The 24,668-nt window shown below is 56.6% G+C and carries 25 protein-coding genes, 1 tRNA gene and 1 other RNA gene; 4 read left to right on the top strand and 23 right to left on the bottom strand.

The features are described from left to right. Positions 1-2 precede the first annotated feature (2 nt). The gene (locus AC07ED_RS06210; RefSeq protein ID WP_105235005.1) at positions 3-530 is read right to left on the bottom strand and encodes a cytochrome b/b6 domain-containing protein; all 528 of its coding nucleotides are present in this window, start codon (positions 528-530) and stop codon (positions 3-5) included. 69 nt (positions 531-599) lie between these two features. Next, complete coding sequence (locus AC07ED_RS06205) at positions 600-845, bottom strand: PepSY domain-containing protein (RefSeq protein WP_105235004.1); 246 nt, start codon at positions 843-845, stop codon at positions 600-602. 234 nt (positions 846-1,079) lie between these two features. Between AC07ED_RS06205 and ssb the strand changes: the two genes are divergently transcribed. Next, on the top strand, positions 1,080-1,577 hold the full coding sequence (gene ssb / locus AC07ED_RS06200) for a single-stranded DNA-binding protein (RefSeq protein ID WP_105235003.1): 498 nt from the start codon (positions 1,080-1,082) through the stop codon (positions 1,575-1,577). A gap of 54 nt (positions 1,578-1,631) precedes the next feature. On the opposite strand, the gene AC07ED_RS06195 is transcribed toward ssb, so the two are convergent. Continuing rightward, the gene (locus AC07ED_RS06195) at positions 1,632-2,039 is read right to left on the bottom strand and encodes a SufE family protein (protein ID WP_067545281.1); all 408 of its coding nucleotides are present in this window, start codon (positions 2,037-2,039) and stop codon (positions 1,632-1,634) included. Between the two features lie 120 nt (positions 2,040-2,159). On the opposite strand from AC07ED_RS06195, the gene AC07ED_RS06190 reads away from it, so the two are divergent. Continuing rightward, positions 2,160-2,648, top strand: a complete 489-nt coding sequence (locus AC07ED_RS06190; protein WP_105235002.1) for a hypothetical protein — start codon at positions 2,160-2,162, stop codon at positions 2,646-2,648. On the opposite strand, the gene rnd is transcribed toward AC07ED_RS06190, so the two are convergent. The 10 genes from rnd to AC07ED_RS06140 form a co-directional block, all read right to left on the bottom strand. Further along, a complete protein-coding gene (gene rnd, locus AC07ED_RS06185) occupies positions 2,645-3,802 on the bottom strand; it encodes a ribonuclease D (RefSeq protein ID WP_105235001.1) in 1,158 nt (385 codons plus the stop codon). The two genes, AC07ED_RS06190 and rnd, sit on opposite strands and share 4 nt — an antisense overlap. 60 nt (positions 3,803-3,862) lie before the next feature. Beyond that, positions 3,863-4,459: a phosphoribosylglycinamide formyltransferase gene (gene purN, locus AC07ED_RS06180; protein WP_105235000.1), complete on the bottom strand. Its 597-nt coding sequence runs from the start codon at positions 4,457-4,459 to the stop codon at positions 3,863-3,865. Further along, complete coding sequence (purM, locus tag AC07ED_RS06175) at positions 4,456-5,499, bottom strand: phosphoribosylformylglycinamidine cyclo-ligase (RefSeq protein WP_105234999.1); 1,044 nt, start codon at positions 5,497-5,499, stop codon at positions 4,456-4,458. Before purM ends, purN begins: the two co-directional genes overlap by 4 nt. A 107-nt stretch (positions 5,500-5,606) precedes the next feature. Then, positions 5,607-6,731, bottom strand: a complete 1,125-nt coding sequence (locus tag AC07ED_RS06170; protein ID WP_105234998.1) for an ABC transporter permease — start codon at positions 6,729-6,731, stop codon at positions 5,607-5,609. Next, complete coding sequence (locus AC07ED_RS06165; RefSeq protein WP_105234997.1) at positions 6,728-7,651, bottom strand: ABC transporter ATP-binding protein; 924 nt, start codon at positions 7,649-7,651, stop codon at positions 6,728-6,730. The genes AC07ED_RS06170 and AC07ED_RS06165 overlap by 4 nt, the downstream gene beginning before the upstream one ends. Further along, positions 7,648-8,586, bottom strand: a complete 939-nt coding sequence (locus tag AC07ED_RS06160; RefSeq protein ID WP_105234996.1) for an HlyD family secretion protein — start codon at positions 8,584-8,586, stop codon at positions 7,648-7,650. The genes AC07ED_RS06165 and AC07ED_RS06160 overlap by 4 nt, the downstream gene beginning before the upstream one ends. Before the next feature lie 154 nt (positions 8,587-8,740). After that, positions 8,741-9,733: a phosphotransferase family protein gene (locus AC07ED_RS06155; RefSeq protein ID WP_105234995.1), complete on the bottom strand. Its 993-nt coding sequence runs from the start codon at positions 9,731-9,733 to the stop codon at positions 8,741-8,743. Then, positions 9,733-11,313 carry an AMP-binding protein gene (locus tag AC07ED_RS06150; protein WP_105234994.1) on the bottom strand — a complete coding sequence of 527 codons (1,581 nt, stop codon included), beginning with the start codon at positions 11,311-11,313 and terminating at the stop codon, positions 9,733-9,735. The genes AC07ED_RS06155 and AC07ED_RS06150 overlap by 1 nt, the downstream gene beginning before the upstream one ends. After that, positions 11,313-12,521, bottom strand: a complete 1,209-nt coding sequence (locus AC07ED_RS06145; protein WP_105234993.1) for an acyl-CoA dehydrogenase family protein — start codon at positions 12,519-12,521, stop codon at positions 11,313-11,315. The genes AC07ED_RS06150 and AC07ED_RS06145 overlap by 1 nt, the downstream gene beginning before the upstream one ends. A 10-nt stretch (positions 12,522-12,531) precedes the next feature. Then, positions 12,532-13,263, bottom strand: a complete 732-nt coding sequence (locus tag AC07ED_RS06140) for an SDR family NAD(P)-dependent oxidoreductase (RefSeq protein ID WP_105234992.1) — start codon at positions 13,261-13,263, stop codon at positions 12,532-12,534. A gap of 78 nt (positions 13,264-13,341) precedes the next feature. On the opposite strand from AC07ED_RS06140, the gene AC07ED_RS06135 reads away from it, so the two are divergent. Beyond that, on the top strand, positions 13,342-14,031 hold the full coding sequence (locus AC07ED_RS06135) for a TetR/AcrR family transcriptional regulator (protein WP_105234991.1): 690 nt from the start codon (positions 13,342-13,344) through the stop codon (positions 14,029-14,031). Between the two features lie 29 nt (positions 14,032-14,060). On the opposite strand, the gene AC07ED_RS06130 is transcribed toward AC07ED_RS06135, so the two are convergent. From AC07ED_RS06130 to acuI, 9 genes are all read right to left on the bottom strand, one after another. After that, positions 14,061-14,150: transfer RNA gene (locus AC07ED_RS06130), tRNA-Ser, on the bottom strand. 75 nt (positions 14,151-14,225) lie between these two features. Further along, positions 14,226-14,942: an alanyl-tRNA editing protein gene (locus tag AC07ED_RS06125; RefSeq protein WP_105234990.1), complete on the bottom strand. Its 717-nt coding sequence runs from the start codon at positions 14,940-14,942 to the stop codon at positions 14,226-14,228. A 1-nt stretch (position 14,943) separates the two neighbouring features. Then, complete coding sequence (locus AC07ED_RS06120) at positions 14,944-17,295, bottom strand: DUF3772 domain-containing protein (protein WP_105234989.1); 2,352 nt, start codon at positions 17,293-17,295, stop codon at positions 14,944-14,946. Further along, positions 17,295-18,326 (bottom strand): cysteine synthase A, encoded by a 1,032-nt coding sequence (locus tag AC07ED_RS06115; protein ID WP_105234988.1) that lies wholly within the window; start codon positions 18,324-18,326, stop codon positions 17,295-17,297. The genes AC07ED_RS06120 and AC07ED_RS06115 overlap by 1 nt, the downstream gene beginning before the upstream one ends. Before the next feature lie 51 nt (positions 18,327-18,377). Continuing rightward, entirely contained in the window at positions 18,378-19,478 is a 1,101-nt protein-coding gene (locus AC07ED_RS06110; RefSeq protein ID WP_105234987.1) for an NUDIX domain-containing protein, read from the bottom strand. Beyond that, positions 19,478-19,921: a TrgA family protein gene (locus AC07ED_RS06105; protein WP_105234986.1), complete on the bottom strand. Its 444-nt coding sequence runs from the start codon at positions 19,919-19,921 to the stop codon at positions 19,478-19,480. The genes AC07ED_RS06110 and AC07ED_RS06105 overlap by 1 nt, the downstream gene beginning before the upstream one ends. A gap of 40 nt (positions 19,922-19,961) precedes the next feature. Then, positions 19,962-21,170, bottom strand: coding sequence for an SAM-dependent methyltransferase (locus AC07ED_RS06100; RefSeq protein ID WP_105234985.1), 1,209 nt, complete (start codon positions 21,168-21,170; stop codon positions 19,962-19,964). Positions 21,171-21,249: 79 nt separating this feature from the next. Further along, complete coding sequence (locus tag AC07ED_RS06095) at positions 21,250-22,671, bottom strand: cryptochrome/photolyase family protein (protein WP_105234984.1); 1,422 nt, start codon at positions 22,669-22,671, stop codon at positions 21,250-21,252. 50 nt (positions 22,672-22,721) lie between these two features. After that, positions 22,722-23,711, bottom strand: a complete 990-nt coding sequence (acuI, locus tag AC07ED_RS06090) for an acryloyl-CoA reductase (RefSeq protein ID WP_105234983.1) — start codon at positions 23,709-23,711, stop codon at positions 22,722-22,724. A gap of 88 nt (positions 23,712-23,799) precedes the next feature. Between acuI and ssrA the strand changes: the two genes are divergently transcribed. Then, positions 23,800-24,153, top strand: a transfer-messenger RNA (tmRNA) gene (ssrA, locus tag AC07ED_RS06085). Positions 24,154-24,159: 6 nt separating this feature from the next. Here the strand turns inward: ssrA and AC07ED_RS06080 are convergent. Further along, positions 24,160-24,543 carry a hypothetical protein gene (locus tag AC07ED_RS06080; RefSeq protein WP_105234982.1) on the bottom strand — a complete coding sequence of 128 codons (384 nt, stop codon included), beginning with the start codon at positions 24,541-24,543 and terminating at the stop codon, positions 24,160-24,162. Positions 24,544-24,668 lie beyond the last annotated feature (125 nt).

Genomic DNA, 24,668 nt, shown 5'->3' with positions numbered 1-24,668 from the left:
CGTTAAACTTCCGTCGGGAGCGTCTTTGATCCAGTTACCATAGCTTTGGGAAGGTTGACACCGGTACGGCGGCTTTCCCAGACAACTGCGGCGATATGTGCAACGACGGAAAATTCCGCCCATGTCACGCAAATCTCATGCAGTTCTTTGACCCACTCGATGCCCCAGAACCGCAGGGTTGTCATCATATATCCAGTAATCGCGATTCCAATCAGGGTCACAATCAAGTTATAGATCATCAGCGCACCAAGGGGCGTATGGCCCACGTGTAACCGCTTCCGACCCGTCGCCATGTCAGACAGCTGACCCACAGAGCCAGAGATGCTCGGGGGAAAATCACGGAACCGCGCGTGACGCGACCCGATAAAGCCCCAGATGATCCGAAATGCGACCAGCCCTGCGACCACATAGCCAATCTGACGATGCAGCTGGGACTCTGGATCGGTGATCAACGCGTTCGAGGTAAAACAAATCACCAAGGACCAGTGAAATATCCTGACAAGCGGGTCCCAAACTTTGACGTTTTTCATAGTGGCCTCCTGATGCTGGCATTACGGGGACGGCGCAAAAGGGAGTTCGCGCCGTCCAACCGCAGGTGATTAGTTTTTGACTTCGATGATGTTCATGTCTGCATCGAGGTAGACCTCAAACGCTTTGCCATCTTTGATCGCGTAGGCTTCGATCATGCCGTCTTCCATTTGCACGGAACGCACTTCGTAACCCTGCGCGGTCAAAGCAGCGGTTGCCTGTGCTTTGACTTCGTCAGAAACGGGCGAACCAGCGACTGCAGCGCCAGCAACAGCGAACGAGAGAACAGATGCAGCGAGGATGGATTTGAAGGTCATAGGGTAATCTCCGAAATTGATGTGAACGGATCACCGTGATCCGTTGCTGATCAATTGCCCTGCCCTCTCAACCATTGGTATTGCACTGCGGTTGCATATGCCCGTCTTAGACCTGCGGTTAGAGGCTCCTATGACCGAAGTTTAGGTCGTCCGCCCCGATATTGGGGTTTCATTAACGCCGCTGGAGTGATGTAACGTCTGAAACGGTATTTTCAGATTCGAGGGGGACGCGGCATGGCCGGATCCGTGAACAAAGTTATCATCATCGGCAATCTTGGTCGTGACCCAGAGGTTCGCACCTTTTCCAACGGCGGCAAGGTTGTGAACCTGCGCATCGCAACGTCGGAAACCTGGAAAGACCGCAACACTGGCGAACGCCGCGAACGCACCGAATGGCACTCTGTCGCGATCTTTAACGAAGCGCTGGGCCGCATTGCAGAGCAATATCTGCGAAAAGGTTCGACCGTTTACATCGAAGGCCAGTTGGAAACCCGCAAATGGCAGGACCAATCTGGCGCCGACCGTTACTCGACCGAAGTCGTTCTGCGCCCTTACGGCGGCAACCTGACCCTGCTTGGCGGTCGTGGTGATGGCGGCAGCGGTGGCGGTGCTGGCGGTGGCTACGATGGCCCGCCCGCTGATGGTGGTTACGGTGGCTACGACGACCGTTCGTCTGGTGGCTCCAGCAACCAAGGCGGCGGATCGAACATCGACGACGAGATCCCGTTCTAAGAAACACAAAACCCCGCCACTGGCGGGGTTTTTCTTTAGGCAAATGGGGATTGATTAGGCCGCAGCCGCAACCGCCCGAATACGTTCGACCATCGCGCGGACACCGTTAGACCGCTGCGCAGACAGGTGGTCATTCAGGCCAAGCCGCCCCAGTTCTGCATGAGCGTCAATCGAGAGCACCTCAGACACTGGCACTTCGTTATATAGCGCCCCAAGGATCGCCACGAGACCTCGTACGATCATCGCGTCGCTTTCCCCACGGAACCGAAATACGCCATCTGAAATCTCAGGCACGAGCCAAACCTGCGACGCACAGCCTTCAACCTTGGTTGCGGGCACTTTGAACGCATCTTCAAGCGGCGGCATCGCCTTGCCCAATTCGATGACATGACGATAGCGATCTTCCCAGTCGTCTAGGAAATCAAAGGTATCGGCGATGTCTTCGAATGCTTGCGTGGCCATAATGCGTCCTTTCTGTTGCCCCATGACTTAGGTGGCATCACATGAAACGTCCAGAGGGTGCTTTTCAACTCGGTTCAATCCCGTTATCCCTTTGGCAACGATACGGGAAAGGAAATTCCAATGTTGCGACCCATCGGGATGGCTGCTTGTCTGGTTCTGACAGTTTCGGGGTGTTCCCGTTTGGCAGGATCGCCCGTGAACCCGATGAATTGGTTCAACAAAGATCGTGAAGCACCTGTCGCCACCGCACCGCAAGCCACACAGCCCTTGGTCCCAACCAAACGTGACGTGGTTGTCGTCGATAGCCGCGATCTGATCGCGCAGGTGATCTCTGCCGAAATAGCACAAACCCCATCGGGCGCGATCTTGCGTGCGACAGGCGTTGCCCCGACCCAAGGCTATTTCAATGCGGAACTGGTCCTCGAGAGCATCCAGAACGGCACAGCGACCTATGCGTTCCGCGTCGAACGCCCTGCCCGCTTTGAAATCGAAGGCACCGCTGCATCCCGCACTATCACAGCCGCAACGGTTTTGTCGGCGGGTGACCTAGCAGGTATCCGATCCGTAATCGTCAAAGGTGCTGGGAATACTTTGACGGCCCGCCGTTAAAGGCGGATCGTCACCACATTGGTGCCCTTGGTCGCCAGCGCAACCTTACCCTGACACAAGAGCAGCGCCTCTTCGCCAAAGACCTCACGACGCCAGCCGGACAAGGCAGGCACATCACGTTCGCCCGCTGCAATCGCATCGAGGTCTGCAGAGGTCGCGATCAGTTTTTGCGCAACGCCTTCTTCTTCGGCTTTAGCTTTCAACAGCACGCGTAGAAGGTCCGCGATCGCAGGATTCACCTGTAGCTTTTCACGGGTCAGATCAGGCTTTGGCGCCTTTTCGGGCGGGGTCGCAATACCAGCTTTCACAGCGGCCAAGATACCATCGGCAATCTCGCCCTTGCGAGCTTCGCGCAGCAACAATCGAGACCGCGCGAGGTCTTTTTCGTTCTCGGGTTTGGTCGAGGCCAATTCCACCAACGCATCATCTTTATACACACGACTGCGCGGGATGTTGCGGGTCTGGGCGAATTCCTCGCGGAAGCGCGCCAACTCTTTGACGATCGACAGGAACTTGCCCGAATTGGTGCGGGTTTTGACGCGCATCCACGCATCTTCGGGATGGGTGCGATAGGTGTCTGGGTCCTTGAGGACAGCCATTTCCTCGGACACCCAACGTTCACGTCCCGATTTGGCAAGGCGTTTGGACAGAACCTCGTAAATGTCGCGCAAGTGCGTCACGTCGGCCAGCGCATAGGTCAACTGCGCATCGGTCAGCGGACGCCGCGACCAATCGGTGAAACGTGACGATTTATCGAGCGATGCATTGGCGATCTTGCGCACCAATGTCTCATACCCGACCTGTTCGCCGTAGCCGCAAACCATCGCAGCAACTTGGGTATCAAACAGCGGCTCAGGGATCACGCCGCCTTCGACAAAGAAAATCTCGAGGTCCTGACGCGCCGCGTGGAACACCTTCACCACATCCGTATTACGGAAAAGGTCATAGACGGGTTCGAGCGACAAGCCTTCCACCAGCGGATCAACCAGCACAGCATCCGACCCAGCGTCGTCCTGATACGCCATCTGAAGAAGGCAAAGTTTGGAGTAATACGTGCGTTCACGCAAAAACTCTGTATCGACAGTCACATAGGGACGTTTGGCGGCTTCTGCGCAAAAGGCGGCCAGCGCCTCGGTCGTGGTGATCGTCTTCATACTAAGTCCGTAAACTGCTCTTGATCGATATCTTTAAGGCAATTCACCAACAAAGGAAAGTTACCCTAGAAACAGAGGAGTACGATCCCCAACCGCATAGCGACGCAGGACCGCGGGATAGAGTTTGTGTTCCCATGTCAGCAAAAGTGACGCGAGGGTATCGGCGGTATCGCCTGCCTCAATCGCGATCTTTGCTTGACCGAGGATCGGCCCACCATCCAGCTCTGCCGTGACTTCATGCACGGAACAGCCATGTTCAGTATCGCCCGCCTCAAGCGCGCGTTGGTGCGTGTGCAGGCCTTTATATTTGGGCAAAAGCGACGGATGGATATTGAGCATCCGACCACCCCAGTGGCTCGTGAACCTTTCGGTCAGGATACGCATGAAACCTGCACAACAAATAATGTCGGGCTTGGCCTCTTCCAATACGCGGGTCAATTCAGCTTCGAACGCCTCGCGGTCTTTGCCGAATGGTTTGTGATCGACGACAGCGGTCGCCACGCCCAGATCAGCGGCCTTTTGTAGACCGCCAGCATCAGCGACGTTTGAAACAACCAAAACAGGCGTCGCTGGGTGATCGCCCGATTGCATATCCTTTACCAGCGACACCATGTTGGAGCCGCCGCCAGAAATCAGGATTGCAACGCGTTTGGTCACAGAAGTTTGCCTGTGTAAGTCACGCCAGCCTGATCGGTCACGGTGCCGATGCGGGTCACAGCTTCGCCTTCAGCGGTCAGCAGCGCAGCGATTTCGTCCGCGCGATCAGCCGCAACGACAACGATCATACCGATGCCAGAGTTGAAGGTTTTCAGCAGTTCTTTTTCTTCCATGTTGGCGGTTTCAGCCAACCAACGGAACACCGCAGGAAGCTCCCACGACGACAGGTCGATCGTTGCACCCATATCGTCAGGCAGAACGCGTGGCAGGTTTTCAGTCAGACCACCACCTGTGATGTGGGCGAGAGCGTGAACGCCCCCTGCCCGCACAGCCGCCAGAGCTTGTTTCACATAAAGACGGGTCGGCGCGAGAAGTGCCTCACCCAGTGTGCCGTCAGAAAACGGGCTCGCCGCGTCCCAGCCGAGGCCAGAGAGTTCAACAACCTTGCGCACGAAGGAATAGCCGTTCGAGTGCACGCCGTTGGAACCAAGACCCAACAGAACGTCACCGACCTGAACGCCAGCGGGCAGATCAGCGCCACGCTCCATCGCACCAACGGCAAAACCAGCGAGGTCGAAATCGCCATCATGATACATGCCGGGCATTTCAGCGGTTTCACCACCGATCAACGCGCAACCGCTGTCTTCACAGCCCTTTGCGATGCCGTTGATGATGCGGGTCGCGCTGTCCACGTCCAGTTTACCTGTCGCGAAATAGTCAAGGAAGAACAGAGGCTCTGCACCCTGACACACGAGGTCGTTCACGCACATCGCAACGAGGTCGATGCCAACGGTATCAACGTTGCCCGTATCGATGGCGATGCGGAGTTTCGTGCCAACGCCGTCGGTTGCCGCAACGAGGATCGGATCCACATAACCCGCGCCCTTGAGGTCGAACAGAGCGCCAAAACCGCCCAGACCCGCCATAACACCCGAACGGGCCGTGCGTTTCGCGGCAGGTTTGATCCGTTCAACAAGCGTATTGCCTGCGTCGATATCCACACCCGCGTCTGCGTAAGTCAGGCCGTTTTTCTTGGTCATGAGAGTCCCCTAGCTAGCTTGCCGCTGCGATAGCTTATTCAGGCTACGGGGGCAACGTCCATCAACACCCCATTTAGGTTAATCATACTAGCCTGCGGGTTTTATCCCTAGTCGAGTGTCCTACGGAACCTGAACAGCGCCAGAACTGCCAGCCCAAAAGCAAAGAGGACCAGCGCAAAGAACGGTCCTGCAACCGCTGAAAAATCCGCACCCTTAAGCATCACCGCACGAATAAGCCGCAAGAAATGCGTAAGCGGGAATATCTCACCTATCACCTGCGCCCAATCTGGCATCCCACGATATGGGAACATGAACCCAGAGAGCAAAAGCGATGGCAGAAAGAAAAAGAAGGTAAGCTGCATCGCCTGCATTTGGGTTCGTGACACCGTGGACAACAGATACCCCAAGATCACCAATGCCAGCACGAACACGAATACCCCCGCTAGCACGAGCGAGAGCGAACCCACGAACGGCACACTGAACACCAGTTTTGCAGCCACCAGAACCACGACGACCTGCACCGCGCCTACGATGAGATAGGGCACCACCTTGCCCAGCATGATCTCAAGCGGATTTGCGGGCATCGACAGGAGGTTCTCCATCGTGCCTCGCTCCACCTCCCGCGTCAGCGCCATCGCGGTCATCATCACCATCGTCAACTGCAGGATCACCCCGAGCAAACCAGGGACGATGTTGTATTGCGTGATGCCTTCGGGATTGTAGCGGCGATGCACGATGATCTCTGTCCCGTTCGACGAGGCCTGACCCTGCCCTGCCTCCCTCAACAGCGCAGAATTCGCGACCGTGCTGAGTGTTGAGATCGCACCAGAGGCCACCGACGGGTCCGTCGCATCCGCCTCGATCAGAATGCTCGCTTGGTCGCCCCGCTCAATCCGTCGTCCGAAATCAGACGGCACCGTCACGACAAAAGCGACCTCGCCACGGGATATCATATCCTCGGCCTCACCCTCGGTCGCATTTGGGGCGATGAACCGATAATAGCCCGTCAGTTCCAATGCCGTGACCATCGCGCGTGTATAACGGTCTTGAGTCGGGGACACGAGCGCGGCAGGCAGCGCCTTGGGATCGGTATTGATCGCAAAGCCAAAGAGCATCAACTGCATCAACGGCACACCCAGCATCATCGCAAAGGTCACACGATCCCGCCGCATCTGGATCATTTCCTTTATCAAAAGCGCGACAAGCCGATGGAGCGAAAAGAACCTGTTCATTGCATATTGTCCTGCGCCGCACCCATCAGTTGGATAAACACATCCTCTAGGCTGGTGTCAGACAATTCGGCGTGGCTACCTGTCTGAAACGCGACCGTATCCACGCTGGTTTTCAGAGCCATCGCATCCCGCCCAACGACGTGCAACGTTGCGCCAAAAGGCGCTACTTGATCGACACCAGCAGCGCCGCGCAAAAGCCGCGCGGCCTGTGCCGTGTCGCCACCCGTCACAACATAGGTGGTAAGCGCCGCCCCTTGGACGACCTCTGGCACGGTGCCTTGTGCGATCAGATCACCGTAAGAGATGTAGGAAATGCGGTGACAGCGTTCCGCCTCGTCCATGTAGTGCGTAGAGACCAACACAGTCAGACCACCATGCGCCAAGGCATGGATTTCGTCCCAAAACTCGCGTCGCGCCTTTGGATCAACGCCCGCCGTCGGTTCATCCAACATCAGGAGCGCAGGTTTGTGCATAATGCAGGCCGCCAAGGCCAAACGCTGCTTCCACCCGCCCGAGAGCGACCCCGCCAGTTGATCCTTGCGCGCCGTCAGACCGAGATCGGCAATCGTATCGCGCACGACTTGCCGTTTCGGCGACATCCCATAGAGCCCCGCGACAAAGCTCAGGTTTTCTGCAATCGTCAGGTCCTCGTAGAACGAAAACCGTTGTGTCATGTAGCCGACCTTGCGTTTGATAGCGCGACGCTCGGTTCGGATGTCATGCCCCAAGACGCGGCCTTCGCCACTGTCTGGCTCCAACAGCCCACACATCAACCGAATGGTCGTCGTCTTGCCTGACCCGTTTGGACCAAGAAACCCCATGATCTCGCCCTTGCGAACATCAAGGCTGACGTTGTTCACGACGGTCTTTTCACCGAACCGCTTGGTCAGACCACTGACCGATATGGCGAGGTCACTCATGGCAACCGCACATTTACGATCTGCCCCGGATTAAGGTCGTGATCCGATGTCGGGCGAGCCTCGATCAAATACACCAGCTTTTGACGGTTCTCGACCGAGTAAATGACAGGCGGCGTGAACTCTGGATCGCTGGCGATATAGCTAATCGTGGCGGTCAGTCCCTCGGCGCAACCATCACATTCGACCGTGAGCATATCCCCGACTGAAATCAACGCATAAGACGTTTCAGGCACGTAGAGGCGCAATTTCACAGCGCCCTGAGGCAGAACCGATAACACAGGCGCAGTTGGGCCTGCGATCTCGCCCTCTTGGCGCAGAATATCGACCACGGTGACAGGCACCGACAGGGACAACTCGCGCTGCTCTAGCTGCCATTCGGCCCGATTCAAGGCCGCATTGGCCGCGGCCACGACAGCCTCCGCCTGCGCGATGGCTTGCGGACGGGCGGGAAGTCGCGCCACCGCCAATTCAGCGGAAACGACAGCAACTTTGGACGCAGCAACCTGTGCCGCCGTAATCGCATCGTCGCGCTGGGCATCTGTGATCACGCCACGGGTGAAAAGCTGCTCTAACCGATCCCGTTCGCGGTTCGACTCATCCGCTTGCAAAGTCGCCGAGGCAAGGTTCGCCTCGATCACCGCGATTTCCTCAGGCCGAGCCCCCTCTTGCAAGTTGGCGAGCTGGCTTTCTGCCTGCGCCACATTCGCCTGCGCCTCAGCCAACGCAATCTCGGCATCGTGGCGTTCCATCGCGACCATCACCGTATCGGCCGCAATCTGATCACCCCGCGCCACGGTAATCTCGCGGACCTGCGCCACACTGACGGGCGCAACAAGGGTGTAATCCCCTTCGACATAACCCGTCGCGAAAGACGCACCGTCGCTACAGCCCGATAGCAAACCAGCAATGATCGGTAGACTACATAGAATGCTCACGGCGTTGTCCTTTCGGAATGCGGCTCTGTCCACTCACTAACAAGTCATCGCCCGTGGCGGCCTAAGTGCAATAGGTAAATGAACCTGCAACGCCGGCGCATTGACCTCGATCAGGTTAGGGCAAACATTTAACCAACTGTCTTTTAGCCAAAAATCAGCCAACCAAGTCCCTTGCGCGCTTAGCGAATGCTCGCGCCAGAGGTGCCATATCTGCGGCATTCGACGCCGTCGCTGTGCCTTGTGCCACGCGGTCCCGAATACCGACAAAGATCACGGCAAAGCGGAACAAAGAAAATATTACATGGAAATCGCTGAGCCGCGCTGCCGTTTTGGCTGTTTCAAAATAACGTGCCGCGAACTCCTCTTTGGTTGGAATGCCCAGAGCCGCCCAATCGAGCCCCAATATCCCGCCGTATTCCTCTGGCGCCGAATGCCATGTCATCGAACAGAACCCCAAATCCGCCATCGGATGGCCGAGCGTAGACAGCTCCCAATCAAGGATCGCAATCACCCGTGGCTCTGTCGGATGGAACATGAGGTTCCCCAGACGAAAATCACCATGAGCCACGGCCAATTCACCATCATCGTCGGGTTGGTTTTCTGTCAGCCAATTGGCGAGGAACTCCAGATCAGGGATGGTCTCGCCAGTCGATGCAAAGAGCTGTTTCGACCACCGACGCACTTGCCGTTCAAAGTAATTTCCCGGCGGACCATAATCGCCCAGACCCGCCTCTGACGGCACAACACTGTGCATTTTCGCCATCGCATCCGCCATACCCAGATAGATCGCACGGCGTTCATCCGGCGTCATGTCAGGCAGGCTACAATCTTCGAACACACGCCCATCCAAACGCTCCATCAAATAGAACGGTGTACCGAGCGTTTCGGCGTCTTCATGAAATAGGATCGTTTTGGGCACTGGCACGCCTTGGGCGCCCAGTGCATTCATCACCCGATATTCACGATCAATCGCATGTGCGCCTTTTAGGATCGGTCCATCGGGTTGTTTACGCAGAACCATACGGCGGCCGCCGTGGGTGACAAAGTATGTTGGGTTGGACTGGCCGCCTGAAATCTTGGTCAGTTCCGACAGATCCGCAGAGCCAAATGTAGCGTCGAGAAATCCATGTAGGGTCGATTGATCCATCACAGGTCCCCTCCGCCAAATCGCTCTTTGGCCTCTTGGCGCAGGATTAACTTCTGAACCTTCCCCGTAGCGGTTTTCGGGATCGAACGCGGCACGAAATACCGTGGCCGCTTGAACCCTGCGAGGTGTTCGCGACAATGCGCCTCGACCTCTTCAATGGTTCCACCGTCCCGCAATTCGATAAATGCACAAGGCGTTTCGCCCCATTTTTCATGAGGCGCCGCGACCACAGCCGCCAGCGCAACAGCCTCGCAGCGATGCAAAACATCCTCGACCTCAATCGACGATACGTTTTCCCCACCCGTAATGATGATGTCCTTTGCTCGGTCTTTGATCATCAAACGACCATCTGGCAACACCACGGCGAGGTCACCCGTGCGGAACCAACCATCGCGGAGCGCCTCGGCCGTCGCATCGGGATTTTTCAGATAACCCGCCATGAGGGTGTTCCCGCGCAAAACGATCTCACCCGTCGTTTCGCCGTCGTGCGGAACCTCTTGATCAGCCTCATCAAAGACCCTGAGGACACAGGCCGTCGTATGACGCTTCCCTTGCGAGGCAAGGTATTTCGCCCGAACGCTCGCCTTTGCCTCGCGCAATTTATGTGGCAAATGGTTCACGGTTGCAGGGCCGTAGCATTCGGTCAGCCCATAGAGGTGAGACAGATCGAACGCCAAGGCATCCATCCTCTCGATCAAGGAGGAGGTCGGAGCTGCACCACCCGTTCCGACCTTAACTGGACGCGACGTAGCTGACCGTTTTACCCGATCTGGATGGTCGAGCAGCATGTAGAGCACAACAGGTGCGCAGAAGAAAGTCGTGACGCCATGATCCTCAATCGCGCTGTAGACCTGTGACGGGTCTACCCCATCAAGGCACACATGCGTCCCGCCCGCAGAGGTCACAGCCCAGCCGTGGCACCATCCGTTGCAATGGAACAAGGGCAGCGTCCAGAGATAGACCGTATCGCGGTCGAACCCCAAGGCATCCGCATTGCCGAGCGCGTTCATATAAGCACCCCGATGGTGCAGAACGACGCCCTTGGGATTGCCAGTCGTGCCCGACGTATAATTCAAGGCAATCGGCTGCCAGTCATCAGTCACCACACCGCGCCAATCGATCCGTTCGGGCAATCGCCCCGATGCGATGTCGAAATCCTTCCCAAACACATGAACAGGCAGCGTATCCGACGCGCGGCCTAGATCAGCACGCGGTGCGTCGGTGATCAGAACTTTGGCCTCGCAATGCCGCACGATGAACTGCACGGTATCGGCATCGAGCCGCGTGTTGATCGCATTTAGAACCGCACCCAAAGTCGGAACGGCAAAATGCGCCGCAAGCATTTCTGGGATATTGCCCGCGATGACCGAAACCACATCGCCCTTGCCAACACCCAAATCGCGCAACCGCCCAGCAAGGCGCTGCACCATCGCATCGAACTCTGCCCAAGTGATCCGTTGTTCGCCCCAAACGATGGCCAATGCATCTGGCTGCTCCGCCACAGTTCGGTCGAGCATATCGAGCGGCGTCATAGGCACATGGTTTGCCTGAGATGGGCTGAGGTGTGATGCCGAAAACATCATTCGCCCTCCACCGACCATTTCCAGAAATCGCGTCCATTGGCGATCAGATCACGGGTCAGCACCATCTTATGCACCTCATCCGCACCATCGACCAAACGGGCCTGACGGGCGTAGCGGTAAATCCATTCGAGGACGGTATCCTTTGAATATCCACGCGCACCGTTAATCTGGATCGCACGGTCCGCTGCGTCATGGAGGATGTTTGCAACCTGTATTTTAGCCATTGAAATCTCTTTCTTGGCAAAGTTCCCGCGATCAATCTCCCATGCCGCTTTCATCACCAGCATACGGCCCACTTCGATCCGCATTGCCAGATCACCCAGCATCAGTTGCACGCTTTCGCGGTCGATAAGCCGCTGCCCGAACCCTTCGCGCCGTTCAGCATATTCGGTCGCGATTTCCAGACACCGTTTCGATAGACCGAGCCACCGCATACAATGGGTCAAACGCGCAGGCCCCAGACGGGTTTGCGTGACTTTGAGCCCGCGACCCTCCTCCATCAGAACATCCTCAACAGGGATTTTCAGACCGTCAAAGCGGATTTCGCAATGGCCGCCATGCTCTTCGGGCCCCATGATCGGGATGCGGCGGGTGATTTCCCAACCGGGTTGATCCTTGTGGAACAGAAACGCTGTGTGGCCACGGCGGGCATCGTCAGAGGTGCGAGCAAGAAGAATAAAATGCTCCGCCCCTTCGGCCCCTGTTATGAACCACTTATGTCCATGGACAACATAGTGATCGCCCTGCCGTTCTGCGCGGGTCAGCATCATCCCCGGATCAGACCCGCCACCCGGATGCGGTTCGGTCATCGCAAAAGCAGAGCGCACCTTTCCCTCAACAATAGGAGCAAGCCATTTGGCCTTTTGCTCAGGCGTGCCAAGCGCCTCTAGCACCATCATATTCCCGTCATCGGGCGCGGCGGAATTGAACACTACAGGACCAAAGATCGAACGGTTCATTTCTTCATAGCAAACCGCCATGCCCATTTTGCCCAGACCGCGCCCGCCTGTTTCAGGCCGCAGTTGGAGGCACCACAGACCTTGAGCCTTGGCCTCGGCTCTAAGGCGCTCCAACTGATCGGGATGGATATTCCCGTGCTCATCATAATTCGCCGGATCTCCCTCGAGAGGGATGATCCGATCATTCACAAACGCTGCGATCTCTAGGCGGAGCGTTTCGACCTCTTTTGTAATCGTGAAATCCATGTGTCCCTCCTTAAAGCGATGAAACCAGATGCCCGCCGTCAACGGCGATCTCGGACCCTGTCATGTAGGCCCCTGCATCTGACGCGAGCAGCAGAAGCGGCCCATCTAAATCCTGCAACCGACCAAGCCGCCGTTGCGGGATACGTTTGATCAACGCTTGCCCTGCATCGGTCGCAAAGAAATCGGTATTCAACGGCGTCTCAATGTACCCAGGGCACAGCGCATTCACACGGATGCCATAGCGCGCCCATTCCAGTGCGGTGGCCTTGGTCATTTGAACCAATGCGGCCTTGGACGTGGCGTAGGCCGCAACCGTGCCAGCAACCCGCAAGCCAAGGATAGAGGCGATGTTGATAATCGATCCGCCGCCGTTGTCTTTCATCTTTTGGGCAGCGGCTTGGCTCACGAGGAAGGCACCCTTGAGATTGATATCCATCGTGCGGTCCCACTCCGCTTCCGAATAGTCCATCGCTGGCCCCGCTGCAGAAATGCCCGCGTTATTGACGACAATATCGAACGGCTCTGCGCAAACTTCGGCAACGCTGGCTGCATCGGTGACATCCAACCGCACGGCTTTGGCCCTGCCCCCAATGTTGGTGATCTTCTCACAAACGCCCTGCAATTCCGCCAAACGACGTGCGCCCAGCGTGACTTCCGCCCCCTGCGCCGCGAGCACTTGCGCGAAGTGCGCGCCAAGCCCGCTTGATGCGCCAGTGACCAGCGCCTTGCGTCCTTTCAGCATATCTTCCTCCCCAAAGATATTTCGAACGAGCGTTCGATAGATTTACAATACACAAGACTTCACCTATGAAAAGACCCCATGACGCTACGGACATCGACCACCCCTGACGCCCGCATCACCGACGATTTGTCGATGGATGCCCTTTGTCGGCAGATGCTGGAACGGCATGCCGACACGATCAAGGTTCGCAAACCAGATGTGGCCGCAGCGAAGCTATCGAGGATTGTGGAATCGGTGCTGCGCCTATCGAACCGCAACGGATTTCACGCCACCAGCATGCGCGACATCGCAAATGATACCGGCCTGAGCATGGGCGGCCTTTACGCCTATTTTGACAGCAAAGAGACGCTTCTCTCCATGGTTCTAGAGACCGTGATTTCCACGGCCACCGCGCAATTGATCCTACCGCCTGCCCTGCCCGTCAAAGACCAACTCGAATGGCTTATTCATCGCCATATCCTCATGACCGAAGCTATGACGGATTGGTTCGTTTTCGCTTACCTTGAGGCCAAATCGTTTCCGCCCGAACAACGCGCCCGCGCGGTTCAGAGTGAGGCGGAAACCGAAACCGTGTTCGCGAAAGTCATCGAACAAGGAGCTAATGACAGGATTTATCAAACAGACGACGCGCAACTCGACGCGGCGCTGCTGAAACCACTGCTTCAAGACTGGTATGTCAAACGCGGCAAATGGCGCAAACGTGGGCTCACACCAGAGGCCTATGCCGAGCGCGTAACGGCCATGATCCACACCAAACTGACGGCCTGAAACCGCATCAATTTGACATTTAAGGGAAGTGGCGGACAGACAGGGATTCGAACCCTGGAGACGGTCTCCCGCCTACACACTTTCCAGGCGTGCGCCTTCGACCACTCGGCCACCTGTCCGTGACGCGGGGTTTAGCCGCAACGGATTAGGGAATGCAAGAGCCTCTTGCAAAAATTCCGCACTGAATCGGCGTCTTATTCGATGTGAATGGAAACGCGACGGTTCTGCGCGCCTTTCTTTTCGATTTTCCCGATCCGAACGGCCCCGATTTCCGAGGTCCACGCAACATGAGTGCCGCCACAGGGCTGCAAATCGACGGTCTGTTCGCCCTCACCGATCCGCACCAATCGGATGCGCCCAGACCCACGCGGCGGCTGGACCGACATCGTCTTGACCAGTTCAGGATTTGCGTCGAGTTCTGCATCTGTGATGTATTCGTCCGTTACCCGATGATCCCCCGCGATCAGGTGGTTCAGCGCGGTCTCTAGCGCTTCTTTATCGCTCGGCGCTTCGGGCATATCGAAATCGAGCCGCCCTTTGTCCACGCCAATCGACCCGCCCGTCACAGGGAGCGGAATCACAACAGATAAAAGGTGCAACGCTGTGTGAACCCGCATCAGACGATACCGACGGTCCCACTGAATTTCCTGCGTGACTGTGGTACCAACGGGTGGCAATGGCGCAGGCTCTGCCGGAACCAGAACGATATCATCGCCCTCCCCTTTGATCGTGGTCGCGATCTTCATCTGACCGCCATCCCAGGTCAGCTGCCCGCTATCCCCAGGCTGACCGCCCGCCGTTGGATAGAAAATCGTCGCATCCAGAACGATCCCGCCTTCTTCGGTCAATGACCTCACGGTCCCAGTTGTGGAACGGCAATAGGCATCATCACGAAACAACGGCTGGGTCATATCAGGTCTCCGGGTCTTGGTCCGATCGGGGATGTAGGGCTTCGGGGTTACGCAGCCAGATGTCGCGCTGCGCAAATGGAATTTCGATACCTTCGGCGGCAAAGCGTTCGGCGATCGCATGGTGAATTTCGGATTTTGTCACGACCGAGAAATAGACGTCCCGCAACACAGCCCGAATTTCGAAATCAAGGCTATCTGCCCCGAATCCTACGAACAACACATTAGTGGCTGGGCAAATGACAACCATCGGATGGGCTTCTGCGATTTCGCGCAGGATCGCCTCAACCCGTTTGGTATCCGTGCCGTAGGCCACGCCGACACTTACGGTGATACGACCAGCTAGGCTGCCTCTGGTCCAGTTCGTCACCTGTCCGCTCACGAGATCCGCGTTCGGCACAATAACGTCCTGACGGTCAAACGTCTCAATCCGCGTTGCACGCACAGAGATGTCTCGAACGATACCCATCTGGCCGTTCACTTCGATCCAATCCCCCTCAGAGATCGGACGTTCGATCAAAAGTATGATGCCAGAGACAAAGTTCGACACGATGGTCTGCAAACCAAAACCGATACCGACAGAGAGCGCACCGGCGACAATCGCGAGGCTCGATAGGTCAATGCCTGCAGTCGTGATCGCAATAACGGCAGAAAGGAAGATACCCAAATACCCAAGGCCAGAGACAACCGCGTTCTGCCCGCCAATATCCAGCTTTGTCTTTGGTAGAACTGTGGACCGCAGCGTTCCCTGAACAAAACGCGTCATCGCGTAGCCCGCGCCAAAGATCACAACGAAAGTTAAGAAGTCGGTCGGTGAAATCCGCGTATCACCGAGGGTAAAGCCCTCGCGGAAACGGGTCCACACTTCGAGAAGGTCCGCCTCGCGCGCGCCCCAAATCAAAGCCAAGAGCGGAACAGAGAGAAGAAGTAGCGCAAAGCCGATCAGGACAGGGATCAAGGCTTCGGCTGCAGTATCTACTGCTCCCGTCAGCATCACATAGAGGTCGAGCACTAACCGCTGCAGCAATAGAACCACCGCTAGAACAGCGAGCGTGTTCACCGTTGGATACAACAGCGCCTGTGCACCGCTCGAATAGCCAGCAATGGCAAGGATCGGCGACAGAACCGCGACAATCGTCACCGCCTGACCGAGCACCGATATGATGCGATTGCGATAGACCTCAGGATCGTCTCCATCTTTGCAGTGATGAACGATCAGTCGACCGAATTGGAACAGGAACACAGAGGCCACGAGTTCGATCGGGAACAACACGACAGTGCCGGCCAATCCGGTGGTATCGCCCACTCCGACCACGGCGACCATGACCGCACCAATAGCCAATGCCCAGAACAACCGTTGAAGGATACGACGGCCGCGTAGACGGTCGTCGGCGGACATACACAAGGGGCCTTTTTCGCCTTCAATCACGCTAAAGAACTGCATCGACAGCCAGCGCCCGACGATCACATACATTGCCGCACTAGGAAGCGCCGACAAGATCGTCGTCCCGCGAAACCCCAAGATTTGCGTCGCGGCGAGAGCCTCTGTCAGCAGCAAAACCGCGATATAGGGCAGCGCAATCAAGCCAAGCGATACAACGAATTTCCAAACGTCCGCGCCGCGTAGGTTCCGCTCTGTCACCTGACGGTTCAGGGCCATGACCCATGACCGCGACCGCCAGAACAAGCCGATAGACACAAGGATCATGAGGCCAGCCGCGCCGAAAAGATCGCTCCAAATGGTGCCGTTCTTAAAGCTGGTGGCGAATTTGGCTTTGCTCTCAACTACCACCGCCGAAAGACCCTGCCAAATCGCAGTGATCGCCAGCGACCAGTTCGCGGGGTCGGCGGGCGTTGCGCCACGGGTCGTCAAACGCTCTGCCTCGCGCATCCGCATCACGGCGTCGATCTCTCCGATCAAACCATTCGAACGCGTGTGTGCCTCTTGGGCGAGGATCACAGGCGACCGTAGGCGATTCAGTTGACCGTTCAACTCGGTCCGACGTGTCGAAATGGCGAGCGGCTCTGTCTCTCCATCCGCAGGAGCCGCACCCAGTGCATCGAGCTGCGCACGAACTGTCGCAATCCGTGACGCATTCAGCGATTGCGCGTCCAAAAATTGATCGCGCCATCCCGCGAGTTCAGCGCGCAGTCTGTCCAATGCAAAGGTTGATACCGCGCCCGATTCTAACGACCGTTCAGCCCGTGTCGCAACACGGTCCCATGCAGTGTAATCTGGCGCACCCTCGACGATAGTATCAGGAAGCTGCGGGCCAATGACTTGAGCAAAGGAAAGGGCTGGCACAACGGCCAACCATGCCACCATTGCTACGACAATAGCCCGAAGCGCTGACATCAATCTTCGAACACGCCTGGGATAGAGGACGGTCCGTGCTCCATCCATCCGGGAACCGGAAGGCCCTTCGATTTGAGGAAATCAGGGTTAAAGAGTTTAGACTGGTAGCGCGTGCCGTAGTCACACAGGATCGTCACGATCGTGTGGCCCGGCCCCATCTCTTTGGCCATGCGGATCGCACCCGCGACATTCACGCCAGACGACCCACCGAGGCAGAGCCCTTCGTGTTCGAGCATGTCAAAGACAACAGGCAGCGCCTCTTCATCAGGGATCTGGTAGGACATATCGGGGGTGAAGCCTTCGAGGTTCGCTGTGATGCGGCCCTGACCGATGCCTTCGGTGATCGAGGTGCCCTCGGACGCCAATTCGCCCGTGGTGTAGAAGCTGTGCAGCGCAGCGCCCATCGGATCAGCAAGGCCGATCTTCACGCCTTTGGGCTGGAGCGCCATGCCAACGCCCGCGAGCGTACCGCCCGACCCTACCGCACAGATAAAGCCGTCGACTTTGCCGCCTGTCTGTTCCCAAATCTCAGGCCCAGTGGTTTCGATATGTGCCTGACGGTTCGCAGTGTTGTCGAACTGGTTCGCCCAGATCACACCCTCTGGCGTGGTTTTCGCGAGTTCTTCGGCCAGACGGCCAGAGTAGCGTACGTAGTTGTTCGGGTTCTTATAGGGTGCAGCAGGCACCTGAACCAATTCCGCACCCGCAAGGCGCAGCATGTCTTTCTTTTCCTGCGACTGGGTCTCAGGAATAACAATCACGGTCTTAAAGCCCATCGAGGCGCCAACCAGAGCGAGGCCGATGCCTGTATTCCCTGCAGTGCCTTCGACAATCGTGCCACCTGGTTTCAGATCACCACGCGCAATCGCGTCCTTGATGATGTAAAGCGCAGCACGGTCTTTGACCGACTGACCGGGGTTCATGAATTCAGCCTTGCCCAAGATGGTGCAGCCAGTTGCCTCTGACGCGGCACGAAGCTTGATCAGTGGGGTGTTCCCGATTGCGGCGGCGAGGTCTTCTTTGAACTGCATGGTTTGGCCTTTCTGTCTGTCATCCCTGTGTAGGGGCGACGCGCCGATAACTCAAGCCAGTGCAGTGATCCCAGAGCGGTTTCGGTCAAGCCAGTATAACATCATGATCAAAGGCAGAACCGTGATTTCGCCGCTGTCCACCAAACCCAACGCCCGTTCGCGATCCAGAAGGTGAAGACGAATATCTTCCGCCTCTGTGTCTAGCCCGCCCAAACGCGGTAAATCATCGGGCAAATCGCAAATGCCGATGTAGCAGTAGAAAAATTCCGTGCAATTCCCTGGGGTTGGGTAAGCATTCGCCACAGGGAGCAGTTCACCAATGGTCAAACCCGCTTCTTCGACGGCTTCGCGGCGCGCTGCGTCCTCGGGCGTTTCGTAGTCATCCACGATGCCCGCGACTGGCTCTAGCATCCACGGATTCCCGTCTCTGCGGAAAAACGGACCTGTGCGGAACTGTTCCGTCAAAAGCACCCGATCCCGCACGGGATCATACGGCAAAACCAGCGCCGCATCGAAACCGACTGTGGTTTCTCTTGCCATCGGTTCCGCAATCACGCCGTTAAACGTCTCGCGCTCGAGGTCCACACCACGGAATTTATAAAAGTCACCAGACAGCACGCGGTTCTTTACAATTGCCGCATGACCAGCGGCGCGACGCACTTCGTTCGGCCCTGTTTCGCGCCCTGCCCGCACATGAGCCGCCGCCCTTGCCCGTATGGGTTTCCATTGCTGACGAAGGGCCTCACCGCTGAGCGGCGGTGAATGAAGCGCGATTTCTGCAGCGGCCATTCGCGACACATCGCCATCTTCCCGTTCCCAAGTCTCTAACGACCAAAGCTCACCACTCGAAACATTTGGAAGGTCCGCAAAATACACGCCCGCTTCGATCCCGTCGATCACGACCGAGCCACGGCTGTAGTCCCAGGGCAGTTCATAAGCGTCCAGACGCTCCATCTGCGCCTCTGACAGCCCACGCCAAAGCACACCTTTGGCCAGTTCACCGACCGCTGGCACCAACATCGGCACCGTCGTGCCTGCGACCCGTTCAACGCGGTAATCAGGCAAAACCGTTTCAGTCGGTGTGCCACCCTCGCCCGCGATCAGGTGGAACAACCGTGGATCGCGGAGCGACCCGAACACAAACAAATCCATCAGGAATCCATTTTTTCAGCGACAAATTCAGTCACGATCCCAATCACAATCGATCCAGCCAACAGAACGGCAATGACTGTCGGCTTTGCGAGTACCACGGCGAGATCGAAGGAAATCGCGATCCCCGACATCATCGCCTGCATCAACCCGTTATACCGCAACTCCGCCGACCGTAGCAGCATCTGGGTGAACCCGTGCAGCGCTAGGGTGCAAAACACGATCGCTACAAGTGCCGTAATACCGTTGCTGATCCCGCTCATGGTGCCCAAACCTGCACGACCACCCGCGATCCGCCAACCGAGGATCAAGGCGATGCCGCCATTGAACTCCGTGAAATACCAAGGCGTCAGGCCGAACGGGAACAACGGCACCATCAGGAAAGATGCCCCAATAAAGAGCGCTGCAAATCCAACTGCGCCAAAGAGTTTTGCAAAAGTGGGCATAGACACCGGTCCTTTTGAACATCGGTGCCTACTCACGCGCTCAGGTCGGGCGCGACACCGTTATCTGGGTCACGTCGCAGTTTCCGCTATGGAATGTTCCCGCGCAAGAGGAGAGATACAAATTCCACATTCGCCGAAAACGATCATCGAACCCCAACGCCGCGATCTGGTCCCATCGGTCATTGAACACATCCGACCAGCGCCGCAGAGTTTGGCTATAGCTTTCGCCAAATTCGATTGAGCCGTCCACGGTCATACCAGACTTTTCAACCTCTTTGCGCAGTACAGAGGGGCTCGGCAGCATCCCACCGGGGAAAATGTATTTCTGAATGAAATCAACACCCTTGCGATAAACCTCAAACCGACGATCCTGCACAGTGATAATCTGTAGCGTCGCCTTTGCCCCCGGCTTCAGACATTTGCGAACCGTTTCGAAATAAACGGGCCAGTATTTCTCACCGACTGCTTCAAACATCTCAATGCTCGCGATCCCATCATAGGTGCCCGTCTCATCGCGATAGTCCTGCATCTTTAGCGTGACGCGATCAGAAAGTCCTGCCTTTTCAATACGCTCACGCGCGTAATTCAACTGCTCCTTACTGATGGTAAGGCCCGTTACATGCAGACCACGTTCCTTTGCCGCGTATTCGGCAAATCCGCCCCATCCACAGCCGATTTCGAGCACATGATCACCAGCGCTCACGCCCATTGCGTCAACCATCGCCGCGTATTTCTGAATTTGCGCCGCTTCGAGGCTTTCCTGGCCGGTTCTGAAATAAGCCGACGAATACGTCATCGTATCATCGAGCCATAAGCCATAGAAATCGTTACCTAAATCATAATGGTAACTGATGTTCTTTTTGGCCTGTCGTTTTGAATTCGACTGTAACCAAAACCGCAGTTTTTCATAGGCCCGCACCAAACCCTGACCAGGGAACCCGTCGAAAACTTCATCTTCGGCGTCGTGGACGAAATCCATAAAGGTCATCAGGTCAGGCGTATCCCACCATCCCTCCATATAGGATTCCATAAACCCAAGGTCGCCCTCGCGGATCAGACGCGCAAAGATATCCTTGTTGTGAATGGTGATCGCGGTGACATAGCCAGCAGATTTGCCTTCGGCACGAAACACGCGGCCATCAGGGAGCTCGATATCGATCCGACCACGCGGAATATTGCACAGGATGTCGAAGACCGGACCAAAATAGCGCGGAAGATTGGATTGCCCTTTGGTGCTGGTCAGTATCATTTATTTCCCCATTTCAACGGAACTTCGCCCGAATTATTTGTTATCTTATGTAGGGTTACGCACATCTGACCAGAGTGGATTATTTTTCACGTGCAGAATATGCATCCAACGCTCGCGCTCGTCCTGCTTCCAAAGAAACAACTCGTTCAGGGTAGTCCATATTAGGTGTCAGCCCCCAACTTAACGGGACGGCATTGAAATAGCTCAGAGCCGTTTCAGTCGGCGTGGCGTAACGTTCCGCGATCCAGCGTTTGCGGTAGATGCGATCCCCATCGAACTTCTCAAGCTGGGTTTCGGGGTTAAAGATACGGAAATAGGGTGCCGCATCTGGCCCCGACCCTGCCGTCCATTGCCATCCCATCGCATTCGCCGCAGGGTCCCAATCCGTGAGGCAATCCTCGAACCATTTCAGCCCAACCTTCCAGTGGGTCATCAAATGTTTCGTCAAATAGGACGCCACAATCATGCGAGACCGATTATGCATCGTGCCCGTGACATACATTTCGCGCATTGCGGCATCGACGAATGGCTCGCCTGTGCGCCCCTGTTTCCATGCGATGACCGCGGGTGTGTCCTCATCCGTATTCCACGGGAACGCATCCCATTCAGGCCGCCAATTCGCATCGAGAATATGTGGCGTGTGATGAAGCAAGTGATATGCAAACTCACGCCAGACGACTTCCTTAAGGAAGTGTTCGGCTCCCGCCGCACCTTCCTCCATCGCCCGCCAACCAGCGTGCCACAGAGCCCGAGGCGCGATTTCGCCATAGGTGAGGTTTTCGGACAGGCGTGAGGTCGCCTCGACCGCCGGAAAATCCCGATTGGCTTTGTAATCATTGATCCGATGTTCGATGAAATCATCCAACCGCGCGGCAGCCGCCTTTTCACCGATCGCTTGATGGGCGGTCACAACATCGGCTCCGCGACGCATCGCAGCACTGAATTTCCAATCCTCCAATCGATCCGACGCGGGCCAAACCTCTGGTGTGGGAAAGGTTTCGGGCGCGGGCAAGCACGGAGCAACGGGGCGATCCCGAACGGCTTTCCACATTGGCGAATAGACGCGGTAATAGCCGCCATGCTTTGTCGAAACCGTCCATGGTTCGAACAACAGATGACCCGCGAAACTTTGCGCATCGATGCCTTGATCCTTTAGCGTCGACTTGATCGCCGTATCCCGCGCTTTGCAGGCGGGATCGTAGAGACGCGACCAATAGACCGCCCCAGCGCCCGTCTCTGCGATCAATTGCTGAAGCACGTCCAAAGCGGCCCCACGGCGCAGGATCAAGCGGCTCCCGATCTCAGCAAGCTTATCCGCCAAAGCCCCAACAGATTGCCCCCAACGCATCTTTGGCGCTGCACCTGTTCCGTCCACAATGTCATCGCAAATGAAGACAGGAATAATCGGACACCCCGTCTCGCACGCCGCGGTGAGTGCTTCGTGATCGGCAAGGCGCAAATCACGGCGGAACCAAAAGAGGATAGGGCGCTGGTCAGTCATGCATAGTCCTATTTAACAATTGCAGCGAAACTAGCGCCCGTTACTAAAGGTCAAGCGTTTACATCAACGACAACACGCCCTTTGACTTGCCCCCTTAGGATATCGGCCCCCAAATTCGGCAGATCAGTCAGGGTTGCGGGCTGAACCATCGATTCAAGCTTGTCCATCGGCAGATCAGTTGCGATCCGCTGCCATGCTCGAACGCGGTTGTCGTAGGGTTGCATCACGCTGTCGATGCCCAAGAGGTTCACCCCCCGCAACAGGAACGGAACAACGGTCGCGGGCAAGGCGGCACCACCCGCCAGACCAACCGCCGCGACGCTTGCACCATATTTCATTTGCCCCAACACACGGGCCAACATCGCGCCACCAACAGCGTCAACGCAGCCAGCCCACGTTTCCGCCTCAAGCGGACGCTTGACCGTTTCAGCGATGTCTTCGCGGGCAACGATACGGGTCGCACCGAGTTCACGCAGGTAGCCTTCAGTCTCTGGGCGCCCTGTGACGGCAGCCACTTGATACCCTAAATGCGCCAAAATCGCCGTCGCAACAGACCCGACGCCACCCGCAGCGCCCGCGACCAAAACCTCGCCTTTTTCTGGGGTTAGGCCATGATCCTCAAGCGCCATAATGGCGAGCATTGCGGTCAACCCTGCGGTCCCTACCGCCATCGACTGTCGGGTGCTTAGCCCCTCAGGCAGCGGCACCAGCCAATCACCATTGACCCGCGCCTTTTGCGCATAACCACCCCAATGTACCTCGCCCACGCGCCAGCCCGTCAGAACGACCTTATCGCCCACCGCACAGCGCGGATCTTCAGAAGCTTCGACCGTTCCAGCGAAATCGATACCGGGTACATGAGGATAATTCCGAACAAGTCCGCCCCCTGACCCAAGGCACAGCCCGTCTTTGTAGTTCACAGTCGAATACTCCACTGCGACGGTCACATTGCCTTCTGGCAAACGGTCGGTGCTGATATCCTGAACCGATGCACTGGTAGTACCCGCTTCATCCTTGTCGACGATCAATGCCTTGAACATGCTCTCTCCCTCATGTGTATCATTTGAGGATAGCGGCACGCGCCGCGCCGTCAAACGCAACCCGTTCATCCTGACCTTTTGCGCGAGGCCACTTGAGTTCGCCAAAGGTCGCGCCTATATTCGAGATGTCTCTTCGGGGACTATGGACATAAACGCGCTCGTAATAAGCGGATCGGACCCGGGGGCGGTACCCGGCGACTCCACCAAACATCCTTCATTTGGGGATCATGGGGTCGAAATAGGATCGACGAACGTCTAAAGGGGTTATGCTTTGTCTCGGTGAGATACCACCGTTATCGGTTCAAACTGTACAATTGCAAATGACAATCGTGCTCCGGCAATGGCTCTGGCTGCGTAAGCAGTTCGGGTCGCCGAAATTAAGTCCTGACGCCTAGCAGCCTCAGGCGGGGTTCGGAGGTACCTGGCAACAGAAACCTCCACTTCATCCCTAGCATTTACTGACCGTTGAAACCGCCATGACAGTGCCGTTTGGTTCTGGCTTCCAGATAAACTCGATGGTCGCGCCGCTCTGGATCAAAAGGCGCATACGGCGGTAATTGCAGACCGTTGCCTGCACCATGCTTTCTGATGGTGCGACATGCGTAATTTCAACGGACAGCTTCATACCCGTCACGCGTGTCGACGCCACAATATCGGTGGAGTCCCACGGCAAATATCCTTCGGCCTCAAGCTGCTTTGCCTGATCAATAAGCGCCAATTGTAACTCAACTGCATGTCGGTCGGGATTTCCAAAGAGACCCAATGATTTAGCGCCCATGTAGCCCAAAACGGACAACACGAGGATCGCAACGGCCCCTAGCAGTTTTTCCATCCCGTGACCCCTTATGATAGCCTCTTCTCAGGATACCTATAAATAACGACAATGAAACGAAAAGTTGTAGGGGATGAAGATTTAGAGACAGCCGTTGGAATGAATTGCAATGGGCTTAAAACAAT

This window comes from Aestuarium zhoushanense, assembly GCF_056431045.1.
Note: the sequence above shows the minus strand (reverse complement) of the source record. Positions and strands in the feature narration are given on the sequence as shown.